This window comes from Variovorax sp. J22G73, assembly GCF_030317035.1.
GTDB lineage: Bacteria > Pseudomonadota > Gammaproteobacteria > Burkholderiales > Burkholderiaceae_C > Variovorax.
In genome coordinates, this window is record NZ_JASZYK010000002.1 from 644206 (window position 1) to 656378 (window position 12173).

13 protein-coding genes are annotated in these 12173 nt (G+C 70.4%); 8 read left to right on the plus strand and 5 right to left on the minus strand.

Annotated elements, in window-relative coordinates; translation table 11 throughout:
- The first annotated feature begins 56 nt into the window (after positions 1-56).
- The 3 genes from QTI51_RS11035 (at position 57) to QTI51_RS11045 (ending at position 3066) form a co-directional block, all read left to right on the plus strand.
- On the plus strand, positions 57-1211 hold the full coding sequence (locus tag QTI51_RS11035; protein WP_116907336.1) for a DSD1 family PLP-dependent enzyme: 1155 nt from the start codon (positions 57-59) through the stop codon (positions 1209-1211).
- Positions 1212-1401: 190 nt separating this feature from the next.
- The gene (locus QTI51_RS11040; RefSeq protein ID WP_286515849.1) at positions 1402-2727 is read left to right on the plus strand and encodes an acyl-CoA dehydrogenase family protein; all 1326 of its coding nucleotides are present in this window, start codon (positions 1402-1404) and stop codon (positions 2725-2727) included.
- Positions 2728-2835: 108 nt separating this feature from the next.
- Positions 2836-3066, plus strand: coding sequence for a hypothetical protein (locus QTI51_RS11045; protein WP_116907335.1), 231 nt, complete (start codon positions 2836-2838; stop codon positions 3064-3066).
- 57 nt (positions 3067-3123) lie between these two features.
- Here QTI51_RS11045 and QTI51_RS11050 read toward each other — a convergent pair whose 3' ends face one another.
- Together QTI51_RS11050 and QTI51_RS11055 are read right to left on the minus strand one after the other, a co-directional pair.
- Entirely contained in the window at positions 3124-3438 is a 315-nt protein-coding gene (locus QTI51_RS11050) for a hypothetical protein (protein WP_116907334.1), read from the minus strand.
- A 427-nt stretch (positions 3439-3865) separates the two neighbouring features.
- Positions 3866-4720 (minus strand): crotonase/enoyl-CoA hydratase family protein, encoded by an 855-nt coding sequence (locus tag QTI51_RS11055; RefSeq protein WP_116907333.1) that lies wholly within the window; start codon positions 4718-4720, stop codon positions 3866-3868.
- 105 nt (positions 4721-4825) lie between these two features.
- On the opposite strand from QTI51_RS11055, the gene QTI51_RS11060 reads away from it, so the two are divergent.
- Positions 4826-6730, plus strand: a complete 1905-nt coding sequence (locus tag QTI51_RS11060; RefSeq protein ID WP_116907332.1) for a PhoX family protein — start codon at positions 4826-4828, stop codon at positions 6728-6730.
- 32 nt (positions 6731-6762) lie between these two features.
- Complete coding sequence (locus QTI51_RS11065; protein WP_116907331.1) at positions 6763-7161, plus strand: DUF488 domain-containing protein; 399 nt, start codon at positions 6763-6765, stop codon at positions 7159-7161.
- A gap of 23 nt (positions 7162-7184) precedes the next feature.
- Here QTI51_RS11065 and QTI51_RS11070 read toward each other — a convergent pair whose 3' ends face one another.
- Positions 7185-7793 (minus strand): glutathione S-transferase, encoded by a 609-nt coding sequence (locus QTI51_RS11070; RefSeq protein WP_116907330.1) that lies wholly within the window; start codon positions 7791-7793, stop codon positions 7185-7187.
- A 125-nt stretch (positions 7794-7918) separates the two neighbouring features.
- On the opposite strand from QTI51_RS11070, the gene QTI51_RS11075 reads away from it, so the two are divergent.
- Positions 7919-8377 carry an Lrp/AsnC family transcriptional regulator gene (locus QTI51_RS11075; RefSeq protein WP_116907329.1) on the plus strand — a complete coding sequence of 153 codons (459 nt, stop codon included), beginning with the start codon at positions 7919-7921 and terminating at the stop codon, positions 8375-8377.
- 27 nt (positions 8378-8404) lie between these two features.
- Here QTI51_RS11075 and QTI51_RS11080 read toward each other — a convergent pair whose 3' ends face one another.
- Positions 8405-9307: an SDR family oxidoreductase gene (locus QTI51_RS11080; protein WP_286515848.1), complete on the minus strand. Its 903-nt coding sequence runs from the start codon at positions 9305-9307 to the stop codon at positions 8405-8407.
- A gap of 150 nt (positions 9308-9457) precedes the next feature.
- Here QTI51_RS11080 and QTI51_RS11085 point away from each other — a divergent pair, with 150 nt between their 5' ends.
- Positions 9458-10366, plus strand: a complete 909-nt coding sequence (locus QTI51_RS11085) for a CoA transferase (RefSeq protein ID WP_116907327.1) — start codon at positions 9458-9460, stop codon at positions 10364-10366.
- A gap of 22 nt (positions 10367-10388) precedes the next feature.
- Here QTI51_RS11085 and QTI51_RS11090 read toward each other — a convergent pair whose 3' ends face one another.
- Positions 10389-11321, minus strand: coding sequence for a hypothetical protein (locus tag QTI51_RS11090; RefSeq protein WP_116907326.1), 933 nt, complete (start codon positions 11319-11321; stop codon positions 10389-10391).
- Between the two features lie 119 nt (positions 11322-11440).
- On the opposite strand from QTI51_RS11090, the gene QTI51_RS11095 reads away from it, so the two are divergent.
- Positions 11441-12172: a DUF1294 domain-containing protein gene (locus QTI51_RS11095; RefSeq protein ID WP_116907838.1), complete on the plus strand. Its 732-nt coding sequence runs from the start codon at positions 11441-11443 to the stop codon at positions 12170-12172.
- Position 12173 lies beyond the last annotated feature (1 nt).

Below are 12173 nucleotides of genomic sequence, written 5' to 3' on the forward strand. Positions count from 1 at the left end.
CCGCTCGCAACAACTCCCCACACGCTTTTCAAAGCTCCGCACAAAGGCTCCCTTCGATGTTCCAAGACCTGCAAGTCAATGCGCCGCTCATCGGCGTTCCCGGCGGCCGCCACCTGCTCGACACCCCCGCGCTGCTGATCGACCTGCCCGCCATGACACGCAACATCGAACGCATGGCGGCCTTTGCCAAGTCGCGCGGCGTCAACCTGCGCCCGCACGTGAAGACGCACAAGTCGGTGGAGATCGCCCGGCGCCAGGTGGCCGCGGGCGCCATCGGCGTGAGCTGCGTCACGCTGGGCGAGGCCGAGGTGATGGTGGCGGGCGGCATTCCGGGCGTGCTCATCACCTCGCCGGCGGTCACGCCGAGCAAGATCGCACGGCTCGTCAAGCTGGCGCAGCGCGCGCGACCCGGCGACGTGATGGTGGTGGTCGACAACCCGCGCAACCTGGCCGACCTGGCCCAGGCCGCGAGCGAGCTCACCCACCCGCTGGACGTGCTGGTGGACTACGGCGCCGGCTACAACCGCACCGGCGCCGCCACCCAGGCCAAGGTGCTGGAGCTCGCGGCGGCGGTGGCGGCCGAGCCCCGGCTGCGGCTGCGCGGGCTGCAGTCGTACGCGGGCAACCTGCAGCACATCGTGGCGCGCGAGCAGCGCAGCGAGGCGGCGGCCGGCCTGCGCGAAACCGTGGCCGGCATCGTCGCGGCGGCCAAGCGCCAGGGCCTGCACTTCGAGATCGTCACCGGCGCGGGCACCGGCACGCACGACCTCGACTCGCAGGAAAACGCCTTCACCGAGCTGCAGGCCGGCTCGTACGTGTTCATGGACGCCGAGTACACGCAGGTGCTGGCCAGCGGCGGCGAGCCTTCGCCCTTCGAGGTGTCGCTGTTCGTGCAGACGGCGGTGGTGAGCACCAACGCGGCCGACTGGGTGACGGTCGACGGCGGCACCAAGTGCTTTTCGACCGACAGCGGCGTGCCGCTGGTGGCGCGCGGCGTGGACGCTGCCACGCGCTACGCCTTCTTCGGCGACGAGCACGGCAAGCTGCTGCTCGCGCAAGGCGCGGGCGGAGCCCGGCCGGTGCTGGGCGCGCGGGTGGAGTTCGTGACGCCGCACTGCGATCCGACGGTGAACCTGCACGACACGTACCACGTGGTCGAGGGCGGCACGCTGGTGGGCATCTGGCCGGTGGACGCGCGCGGCAAGCGCTGAGGCGAAGCGCCGAGCGCGGCCGGCGCGTGGTCACGCGCGGTTGCTCTCTAGTGGACGCTGGTGCGCGTGGGTACTCGAACCGGGCATAAGAAAACGCGAAAAGCGTATTTCACAACGGTGGCAGTGCAGGGGAAAGTCGTCGGCCTGTCCCTTCTCTTTCCGGGCGCGCCCAGGCGCCGCCCCGCCCCCCATGGAATCCACCCCCGCCACGTCGCGCACTGCGCAGCATGTCACCGCTGTGCAGCATGTCACCGCAGCGCAGCATGTCACCGCTGTGCAGCACGTCACCGCCGCGCACGCCCCCAGCTCGCAGCAGCTCTTCGATCGCTTTCGCCCCGTCTTCCAGCGCATCGCCGAACGCGCGACGCAACGCGAGATCGATCGCGAGCTGGCCTATGAGCCCGTGGCCTGGCTCAACGCCGAGCGCTTCGGCGCGCTGCGCGTGCCGGTGGAACACGGCGGCATCGGCGCGTCGGTCGAGCAGCTGTACGACCTGCTCATCGAGCTCGGCGAGGCCGACTCCAACCTGCCGCAAATCTTGCGCGCGCACTTCGGCTTCATCGAGCGGCTGCTCGCCGAAATCGACCCCGCGCTGCACGGCCCGTGGATGCGCCTGGCGGCCGAAGGCGTGGTGTTCGGCAACGCCACCACCGAGCTGGGGGACGGCGCCATCGCCACGATGCAGACCTCGCTGAAACGTGACACCCACGGCGACGGTGACGCATGGCGCCTGGACGGCGACAAGTACTACAGCACCGGCACGCTGTACGCCGACTGGATCGCGGTGTCGGCCCAGCGCCTGAACGACGACGGCAGCACCGACCGCGTGATTGCCCTGGTGCCCTCGGAGGCGCAAGGCGTGGAGCGCGTGGACGACTGGCGCGGCTTCGGCCAGCGGCTGACGGCCTCGGGCACCACGCGGTTTCGCGGCGTGCGCGTGAAGCCCGAGAACGTGCTGCTCTACGTGCGCGACCAGCCCACGCCGATGACGGCGCATTTCCAGCTCACGCACCTGGCGACGCTGGCGGGCATCTCGCGCGCCATCGTGCGCGACGCGGTGGCCTTCGTGCAGCCGCGCAAGCGCGTGTACAGCCACGGCAGCGGCAGCACGCCGCGCGAAGATCCGTTGGTGCAGCAAGTCATCGGGCAGTTGGCGAGCACGGCGTTCATCGCGGCGTCCACGGTGCAGGCGGTGGCGCGCGGGCTGGGCGACATCGACCGCTACCGCGAGCGCGGGGAGACGGTTCCGGAAAGCCTGTTGTTCGAAGTGGAACTGAACACGGCCAAGGCGCAGGCCGGCATCGTCGATGCGGTGCTGCAGGCGGGCACGCGGCTGTTCGACATCGGCGGTGCCTCGGCGCTGCAGGACGACCGCCGGCTCGACCGGCACTGGCGCAACGCGCGCACGCTGGCTTCGCACAACCCGACGATCTACAAGGGCCGCGTGGTGGGCGACCATCTGCTGAACGGGGCGCGGCCTACGTTCTACTGGGCGGTGGGGGCGATCGCTTCCTGATCTCGAGGGCGGGGCACGCGGAGCGCTGTGTGCTGTGCGTGCTGTGCATGCGCCGGGGGCTTAAAGTCGCGGGTCTTCAGACCGGACCCTTTCTTTCCCTTTCTTTTCATGCGCCCCCTGCTTGCCTTCGCTCCCCTCACCCTGGCCGCCATGGCCCTGCTTTCCGGCTGCGCCGCCCCCGTGACGGGCGTGGTCCGCCTGTACGACGGCATTCTTCGCGCGGCGAGCGCACCGGAGGCCGAGGCCTATTGCCGCAAGGATGGCAACCCGATCCGCTTTCTTGAGGCGGCGGACGCACCCAACACGCCGGGCAGCGGCGTGCTGTTCAGGTGCGATTGAGCGGGTGCACGCGACAAAGCGTGAACGTGTTGGACGCGTGAAAACGTCCGCGCGCCTTCACACGCGCGGCAGCGCCGCGAGGAAGGTGGACACGACGATGGCAGCGGCGCGATCGAGCTGGAGGATGTCCGCCACGTCGAACGCGTGCGGCGCCGTGCGCCCGCTGGCGCCGAGCGGCTTGCGGATCTCTACAAGGACTTCGGCCGCGAGCTCGCGGTCGCTGCGCGGTGCGCCGTCGGTGTCCATCACCCACTCGTCGACCTGGTCGAACGGAATGCTGCGAAAGACCCCGACGATGGGGACGTACTTGTAGCGATCCTCTCCCACCAGAATGGGGACGCTGAGGTTACAGAAAAACGTAGTGGTCGACATGCAGGATCGCCGTCGCGAAACGAAAGCATCCAATTGTTTATGAGTGCGGCCTCAGGGGCCACCCTCCCCGGGTGTTATCAGAGGGGAGACGTGACCTTCTGCACACTAACTGTGTGCAAATTCAGGAATATTCCCCGTAAAACAACTACTTTATTCTTACATAACGGCGCCAAAAAAGCACTTTTCGTTGCCCCGGGGTTAATAAATGTGAAAAGCGGCCGCGCACGGACAGCGCGGCGCAGCCCGGCGCCGATGACAGAAATGAGACAAAGGGGTCGCGAGCGTGCGCGACAACCGGCCCTCGCGGACCGGTGGATTACCCGGGAACGTCGGGTCGCCGCCACACCCGGCGGTTGGGAAAAGGTTGGAGCCCCGTCGCGCTGACGAGGGCCCGCTCAATCCGCCAGGTTCGCTCAGTCTGGCTCGTTCAGCCTGGGTCCGAGAAGCGCGGCGCCCGGCGCTCCATGTTGGCCATCACGGCCTCGGCCTGGTTGGTGCTGCCGATCAGCGCCTTCTGCTCCACCGACTCCGCCAGCAGCAGCTCGGCGGCGCTCATCGACGCTGAGCCGTTGAGCAGCCGCTTGCCCGCGCGAATGGCGTCGGGGCTTTTCTGCGCGATGTCGTGCGCCATCTGCAGCGCCTCGGCCAGCGGGTCGGCCGACACGCGCGTGGCGAAGCCGATGCGCAGGGCTTCCTCGCCCGAGAAGATGCGCCCGGTGTAGGTCAGCTCGCGCACCACGTCGTCGCGGGCCAGCGCACGCATGAGCACCATGCCGGCCATGTCGGGCACCAGGCCCCACTTGATCTCCATGACCGACAGCTTTGTGTCGGGCGCCACGATGCGAACGTCCGCGCCCAGCGCCACCTGCAGGCCGCCGCCGAAGGCCACGCCGTGCACCGCGGCAATCACCGGCACGGGCACGTCGCGCCAGACCATGGCGACCTGCTGCGCGGCGTTGGCGATGCCGTGCGTGCGCACCACGAGGTCGGCGCCCGCGGCGCCCTGGCCCAGCACGCCGGCGCCCAGGTCTTCAGCGCCCTGCCCTTGCCCCTGTTCCTTCATGCGCTGGAACGAAGCCATGTCCAGCCCCGCGCAAAAAGCCTTGCCGCGGCCCGAGATCACCACCGCACGCACCGTGCGGTCGTGGCGCAGCGCTTCGCCGGCCTCGATGAGCGCGTCGAACATCGCGGGGTCGAGCGCGTTCATCTTGTCGACGCGGGTGAGCTGGAGTTCCACCACGCCGTCGGCGTGGCGGGTCGATGCGATGCGGTCGGCGTTCATTTCGGTGTCTCCTTGGGGGCGGTGGTCGCGCGCAGTATCGCGCCGGCAGGCGCTGGGCGATGATCGCGGCTGTCGCCTACACAACACGTCCCGAGCACCTTCGCCATGCCATTGGATCGCCGCCAGTTTCTTCTTCAATCGGGTTCGGCCGCGGCCGTGGTCGCGCTGTTCGGCCAGGGGTGCGCCGCCACCGTTGCGCCGGCCGGCCCCGCCACCCGCGGCGGCGTGCTCGGCTTCACCGGCGTGCCCGCGTCGCTGCGCGACGGCGTCGTGATCCCGCCCGAATACGAATGGCAGCTGCTCTACCCCTGGGGCACGCCCACCGGCGTGGCGGGCCGCATGCCGGCCTTTGCGCCCGACGCCGCCAACAGCGCCGAAGACCAGGCCGTGCAGGCCGGCATGCACCACGACGGCATGCACTTCTTTGCGCTCGACGCCACCGGCGAGCGCGGCCTGCTCGTGATGAACCACGAGTACACCGACGAGCAGCTCCTGCACACCGACGGCGTGAAAGGTGCAGCGGGTGGAACGAGCGCAACGGGCTGGACTGCCGACAAGGTCCGCAAGTCGCTGCACGCGATGGGCGTCTCGGTCATCGAAATCCGGCGCACCGCGCAGGGCTGGCAGCAGGTGAGCCCGTCGCCCTTCGCGCGGCGCGTGCACGGCAACACGCCGATGCGCATCGCCGGCCCGGCCGCGGGCACGCCGCTGCTGCGCACCGCCGCCAACCCCGCCGGCGACGCGGTGCTGGGCACCTTCGCCAACTGCGCGATGGGCGTCACGCCCTGGGGCACCTACCTGACCTGCGAGGAGAACTTTCACGGCTACTTCGGCGGCCCGAAGGAAGCCGCGCAGGGCCTCACGCCCGCGCAGCGCCGCTACGGCACGGTGCCCGGCACGCAGTGGGTGGAGTACTGGCGCTTCGACGAGCGCTTCGACCTGAGCCGCCACCCGAACGAGCCGCATCGCTTCGGCTGGGTGGTGGAAATCGACCCCTTCGACCCCACCGCCACGCCCGTCAAGCGCACCGCGCTGGGCCGCAAGCGGCAGGAAAGCGCCACCTGCACCGTGGCCCGAGACGGTCGCCTGGTGGTCTACATGGGCGACGACTCGCGCTTCGAATACATCTACAAGTTCGTGAGCCGCGACAAGGTGCGCCCCGGCACCGACGCCGCCGCGCGCGTGGCCAACCGCCACCTGCTCGACGAGGGCACGCTGCACGTGGCGCGCTACGACGCCGACGGGCGCGGCCGGTGGCTGCCGCTGGTCCACGGCCGCGACGGGCTCGACGCGGCACGCGGCTTCGCCGACCAGGCCGAGGTGCTGGTGCACGCGCGGCTGGCCGGCGACGTGGTCGGCGGCACGAAGATGGACCGGCCCGAATGGATCGCCGTGCATCCGCAGTCGGGCGAGGTGTCCGTCACCCTCACCAACAACACCCAGCGCGGCGACGCCGGCAAGCCCGGCCCCGACGCCGCCAACCCGCGCGCGGACAACTTCTTCGGCGGCATCCTGCGCTGGCGCGAGGACGGCGGCGACGCCGCGGCCAACGGCTTCGCCTGGGACCACTTCGCGCTGGCCGGCGACCCCGCGCAGCCAGGCAGCGGCGCGCGCTACCCCAGCGCCGAGGCCGACATGTTCGGCGCGCCCGACGGCCTGCACTTCGACCAGGGCGGGCTGCTGTGGATCCAGACCGACATGAGCGGCCAGGCCATCGGCAAGCCGCCCTACACCTCGCTGGGCAACAACCAGATGCTGTGCGCCGACCCGGCCTCGGGTCGCATCAAGCGCTTCCTGACGGGGCCGAACGGCTGCGAGATCACGGGCTGCGTGGTCACGCCCGACCGGCGCACGCTGTTCGTGAACATCCAGCATCCGGGCGAGGCGCGCGACGACGGCGACGGCGGGCACAACAGCGCCTGGCCCGACGGCACCGCGCCGGGCAGCAAGCGGCCGCGCTCGGCCACGCTGGCGATCCGCCGGCGCGACGGCGGCATCGTCGGCACCTGAAGCCACGAACCGGAACAAGAAGGAGCAGCGCCATGAGCATCCGCATCGTTCGCCTCGGCACGCCGCGCGCACCCGGCGAAGGCCTTCGCGTGGGCACCGTGCGCCGCCCGCCGCGCGGCGTGCCCAAGACCGAGTTCGCCTCGCACGACTGGTACGACGTGTGGTACCCGAACCTGTCGCCGTCGGTCGAAACGATGAAGCAGGCGCAAGAGGCGCAGGCCAGCGGATCGACCGCGCAATGGAACGCCTTCGTGCGCAAGTTCAAGGCCGAGATGGCGGCGCCGGACGCGAGCCGCAGCCTCGACCTGCTGGCGGCGCTGTCGCACGGCACCGCGCTGTCCGTGGGCTGCTACTGCGAGCACGAGTCGCGCTGCCACCGCGGCGTGCTGCGCGGCCTGCTGGCCGAGCGCGGGGCAGACATCGTCGATTGAGCGCCTGCCGAGGCTGCGTTGCATCAGACCTGCGGTGCGTCGAGGAACACAGGCAGGCGCTCCGCCTGCGCGGCGTACGCGGCCAGCACCGGAAAGTCTTGCGCCGAAACCAGTTCGGGCAGCATCAGCTGCGTGAACGACCACGCCACCGCGCTCGACACGCCGGCCTGCGTCATCGTTTCTTGCTGCGCTGAAAGCGGCTGCGCCGCCAGCTCGGCTTCGAGCCCTGCGTAGGCGGCCACCAGCTGGCTGCGCACCCGGTCGACCCACGGCTGGTGCAGCTTCTCGGCCGGCCGCAGGTTGTGCTCGTAGACGATCTGCACCGTCTTCTCGCAGGCCGCGAGCGCGAGCCCGGTCAGGCGCAGGTCGCGCAGCCGCTGCGCCGGGTCGGCAGGCACCAGGCTGCGGCCGCTCAGCGCCTGCGCGTGGTCGATGATGAGCGTCGAGTCCATCAGCACCGTGGCGTCGTCGCACACCAGCGTGGGCGCCTTCACCACCGGGTTGATGTCGCGAAACTGCGCGAAGGTGCTGAACACCGAGAGCGACCGGTGCGCGAAGGGCACGCCGAGCAGGCGCAGCGAAATGGCGGCGCGCCGCACGTAGGGGGAGTCGAGCATGCCGACGAGTTGCATGGGGTGTCCAGGAAGAAAGGTCGGCACCACGATAGCGGTCACGCCGCGGGCGAAGAAGCGCAATCCATCGAAAATCGCGGCCCCGAACCGATCAACCATCGGCAAGTGAATTTGCCCGCCTCCGCATGAACATCGACAAGAAAGACCGGCTCATCCTCGAAGCGCTGCAGGCCGACGCGCGCCAGAGCCTGGCGGCCATCGGCAAGCGCATCGGCCTCTCGCAGCCGGCCATGAGCGAGCGCGTGCGCAAGCTGGAAGCGGCGGGCGTGATCCAGGGCTACGGCGCGCGCGTGAACCTGCGCGCGCTGGGCGTGGGGTTGCAGGCCATCATCCGCATCGAGACCACGCACGCGGGCATCGCCAAGTACCTGAAGCTGTTCGAGGCCATGCCCGAGGTGCTGTCGGCCGACCGCGTGACGGGCGAAGACTGCTTCATCGTGCGTTGCGCCATCGCCGAGCCGGCCGACCTGGAGCGCGTGGTGGACGCGCTGGCGGTCGACGGCGCGGTGACCACGTCGCTGGTGCTGTCGAGCCCGGTGAACAAGCACGTGACGGTGCACGCGGTGAAGCCGCCGAAGAAATAACCGCTCCGCCCCGCCCCGCCCTGCAGTTCAGCGCTGCGCCTTGTCCTTCTGGTTCTGCGCCTCGATGCGTTCGCGCGCGGCCAGCCAGTCGGCGTCGCTCCACTGGCGCAGCTCGTAGAAGTTGCCGCCCGTGGCCAGCGCGTTGCCGCCGTCCATCATGATGCTCTGGCCCGTGAGCCAGTCGCACTGGCCCGGCGCCATCAGGAAGGCGGCGAGGTTCTGCAGCTCGCTCATGCGGCCGGTGCGCGCCATCGGGTTGTGCAGCTTGCTGCGCGCGCCCGGCTCCTCGCCGGGGTTCAGGCGCTTGCTCATGCCTTCGGTGGGAATCTCGCCGGGGCCCACGGCGTTCAGGCGGATGCCGTGGCGCGCCCATTCGACCGCCAGCGACTTGGTCATCACGTCGATGCCGGCCTTGCTCATGGCCGAGGGCACGACGTAGGGGCTGCCGTTGTCGACCCAGGTGGTGATGATGCTCATGACGCTGCGGTAGGCGTCGCCCGCCTTCCACTCGCCCGCCTTGGCCTGCGCCACCCAGCGCTTGCCCACGGCCTGCGTCACGTAGAAGCTGCCGTGGAACACGATGTTGGCGACCGCGTCGAAGGCGCGCGGCGAGAGGTTCTCGGTGGGCGAGACGAAGTTGCCCGCCGCGTTGTTGACAAGGCCGGTGAGGCCGCCGCTGTCGAACAGGCTCTGCACCATGTCGTCGACCTGCTGCGCGATGCGGATGTCCACGCCGAAGGTGTCGACGCGCCGGCCCGGAAACTGCTGGCGCCATTCGGCCGCGGTTTCCTCGCAGACCGCCTGGCGGCGCCCGCAGATGGCCACGTCGGCACCCAGGGCCAGGAAGCGCTCGGCCATCGCGCGGCCGAGGCCGGTGCCCCCGCCGGTCACGAGGATGCGCTGGCCGCTCATGAGGGAAGTTTCAAACATGCGTTGTCTCCTGTTCGTTCGGGCAGCGGCAAGGGGTGGCTGCCACGGCGCGCATGCTACGCGCGCCGCGGCCGTGGCGCTTGCGGGAAGTGGCTCTGGCAGGGGCTCGGGTGAGAATGGGCGAAACGATTTTTTCTGGAGACGACACCAATGCCGCATTCCGCGAGCTCCGCCGGTTCAGCCAATTCCCCCCGTGACCATGCAGACCCGCTGTCGGGCGTTCGCGTCCTCAGCCTTGCACTCAATCTGCCCGGCCCCGCCGCATTGCTGCGCTGCCGCCAGATGGGCGCCACCTGCCTCAAGCTGGAGCCGCCGGGCGGCGACCCGATGCGGCTGTACAACCCGCCGGCCTATGCCGCGCTGCACGAGAGCGTCGAGGTGCGCACCGTCGATCTGAAGAGCGAAACCGGCCAGCAGCAGCTGCACGCCGAACTCGCGACCACCGACGTGCTGCTCACCTCCTTCCGCCCGTCGGCACTCGACAAGCTCAGGCTCGACTGGGCCACCTTGCACGCGCGGCACCCGTCGCTGTCGCAGGTGGCCATCGTCGGCGCGCCGGGCGAGCGGGCCGAGGAGCCGGGGCACGACCTCACCTACCTCGCGGAAAGCGGCCTGGTCACCGGCACCGAGTTGCCGCCCACGCTCTACGCCGACATGGGCGGCGCGCTGCTCGCGAGCGAGGCGGTGCTGAAGGCCATGTTGCTGCGTGCGCGCAAGGCTGGCGGCGCCGATGGTGTGTACCTGGAGGTGGCGCTGAACGCCTCGGCCGACTGGCTCGCCCTGCCCCGCACCTGGGGCCTGACGCAGCCCTCGGGCGCGGTCGGCGGCGCGCATGCGGGCTACCGCGTGTACCCCTGCGCCGATGGCCGCGTCGCGGTGGCGGCGCTGGAGCCGCACTTCGCGGCGCGGCTGTGCGAGGCGGCGCAGATCGCCTCGCGCGACATGATGGCGCCGGTCACGCACGAAGCACTGGCCGCCTGGCTGGCCGGCCGCACGCGGGCCGAACTAGAGACCATGGGCCGCGAGCGCGACGTGCCGCTGCTCACGCTGGCCGGCTGATCGGCCTGGTTGTTTGTTTGGGCTATTTGCCCGCGCCGTCGCGCTGCCGGTCTTCGCGCTTGAGCGCCAGGTAGGTGTCGAGGTCGACCTCGTGCAACTGCCGCGGGTACTGCTCGGCCCCGGCATACCACCGACGCTGCCGGCGTTCGGCCTGGTCCGCGCCCGGCGCCGCGAGGTAGGCGTCCAGCGTCAGGAAGTAGCGCATGGCATTGCGCTCCACCAGCCCGCGCAGGCCGCGGATGTAGTCGGGCTGGCCCTCGGGCGTCTTGCCCACCACGGTGAAGCCGACCTTGTCGCTGCCGAAGGTCGCCAGGTAGGCCATGGTGCCCAGCCGCACCATGGCGTTGTGGTCGTAGCTGTAGCTGAAGTGCAGGAAGCTCTTTCGCTCGTCGAGCGCGATGGCTTCCAGCGTGACGTTGTAGTTGCTGGTGCCCAGCGGCCCGCTCTCGGCCTTCAGCTCGACCGACAGGTGCTCGGGCGTGGCGCTGGCCACCCGGTAGGCGAAGGGCAGTTCGAAGGCGTCGTCCAGCGGCTTGTCGTAGCGCCGCACCACGTACAGCGTGAGCGTCTCGCGCCCCGGGGCGCCGGCCACCAGGCAGCGGCGGTTGTTGATGTGCAGGGTGAGCACGTCGCACCAATGGGCCGAGCCCTTGAGCGCGGCGCTGATCTCGGCCAGCGGATGCTCCACCACCGCGTAGACGTCGCCCTGCAGGCCGTCGGCCGTCTCCACCGAGTCGAGCTGCACGGGACGGCCGAAGCTGCTGTGGTCGAGCTTGTCGCTCAGCCGCTGGTGCGTGGCGCGCAGCGCCTGGGCGTTCGAGGGCTCGGGAGCGGCGGCCGCCTGCAGCGAGGCCGAAACGAGCAGCGCCCCCGCGAGCGTGTTCACAAGCGCCTTTTCGAGCGCGCTAGCAAGAATGTGCGTCCATGAAGCCGGCGGGTGGGGCGAACTGCTCATGGGGCCACACCATACATCGGCGCGGCCCGCCGTGCCGCCGGTCGGACGATGCGGTCGTGGTGCGCCGCACCATGAGCCCGGCAGCAACCCGGCCCCAACCCGCGGTGACAATGCCGCCCATGAAACGCCAAGGCACGCTCGTTCGATGGGAAAAGGACCGGGGCTTCGGCTTCGTTCGCAGCCCCGACATTTCCGCCGATGTGTTCGTGCACCTGCGCGACTTCACGGACCGCGGCGCTGCGCCGCAGGTCGGCATGAAGCTCAGCTTCGAAGAGATCCATGTGGGCGGCAAGGGGCCGCGGGCGGTGGCGGTGCAGGCCGAAGGGGCGGCGCAGCAGCGCGCGCAGGGGCGCTCGGAGCGCCCTGAACGCAATGAAGGCCAGGACCGGCGGCAACGGCAACCGCAGCGGTCGGCAAGCGGGGCTCGTCCGCCCAACTCCCGGGCCGCCGCCAGCCGCCGGCGCGAAGCCGCGCCCTTCTCTTCCTCGTCGCTGCCGATGGCACTGCTGTTCGCGGGGTACGCGGCGCTGCTGGCCTACGGCGTGCTCGCCGCGCGCGTCCCGCCGATCGCGCTGGGCGTGTTGCTGCTGCTGAGCCTGCTGACCTTCGCCGTCTACGGCTTCGACAAGAACGCCGCCCAGGCGGGCCGCTGGCGCACGGCCGAGAACACGCTGCACCTGCTGTCGCTGGCCGGTGGCTGGCCGGGCGCGTGGGTGGCGCAGCGGCTGTTCCACCACAAGGTGCGCAAGACCAGCTTCATGGCCGGCTACTGGGCCACGGTGCTCCTGCACATGGCGGCCGTGGGCGCCTGGGTGGCCAGGTGGCTGCCAGCGGGGCTGCTGGCGCTCTGAA

What these genes read in the sequence shown, in the direction of transcription:
- QTI51_RS11090 (WP_116907326.1), bottom strand. Translation starts at nt 11,321, where the DNA reads ATGAGCAGTTCGCCCCACCCGCCGGCTTCATGGACGCACATTCTTGCT.
- QTI51_RS11050 (WP_116907334.1), bottom strand. Translation starts at nt 3,438, where the DNA reads ATGTCGACCACTACGTTTTTCTGTAACCTCAGCGTCCCCATTCTGGTG.
- QTI51_RS11085 (WP_116907327.1), top strand. Translation starts at nt 9,458, where the DNA reads ATGCCGCATTCCGCGAGCTCCGCCGGTTCAGCCAATTCCCCCCGTGAC.
- QTI51_RS11065 (WP_116907331.1), top strand. Translation starts at nt 6,763, where the DNA reads ATGAGCATCCGCATCGTTCGCCTCGGCACGCCGCGCGCACCCGGCGAA.
- QTI51_RS11045 (WP_116907335.1), top strand. Translation starts at nt 2,836, where the DNA reads ATGCGCCCCCTGCTTGCCTTCGCTCCCCTCACCCTGGCCGCCATGGCC.
- QTI51_RS11040 (WP_286515849.1), top strand. Translation starts at nt 1,402, where the DNA reads ATGGAATCCACCCCCGCCACGTCGCGCACTGCGCAGCATGTCACCGCT.
- QTI51_RS11095 (WP_116907838.1), top strand. Translation starts at nt 11,441, where the DNA reads ATGAAACGCCAAGGCACGCTCGTTCGATGGGAAAAGGACCGGGGCTTC.
- QTI51_RS11080 (WP_286515848.1), bottom strand. Translation starts at nt 9,307, where the DNA reads ATGTTTGAAACTTCCCTCATGAGCGGCCAGCGCATCCTCGTGACCGGC.
- QTI51_RS11070 (WP_116907330.1), bottom strand. Translation starts at nt 7,793, where the DNA reads ATGCAACTCGTCGGCATGCTCGACTCCCCCTACGTGCGGCGCGCCGCC.
- QTI51_RS11035 (WP_116907336.1), top strand. Translation starts at nt 57, where the DNA reads ATGTTCCAAGACCTGCAAGTCAATGCGCCGCTCATCGGCGTTCCCGGC.
- QTI51_RS11075 (WP_116907329.1), top strand. Translation starts at nt 7,919, where the DNA reads ATGAACATCGACAAGAAAGACCGGCTCATCCTCGAAGCGCTGCAGGCC.
- QTI51_RS11060 (WP_116907332.1), top strand. Translation starts at nt 4,826, where the DNA reads ATGCCATTGGATCGCCGCCAGTTTCTTCTTCAATCGGGTTCGGCCGCG.
- QTI51_RS11055 (WP_116907333.1), bottom strand. Translation starts at nt 4,720, where the DNA reads ATGAACGCCGACCGCATCGCATCGACCCGCCACGCCGACGGCGTGGTG.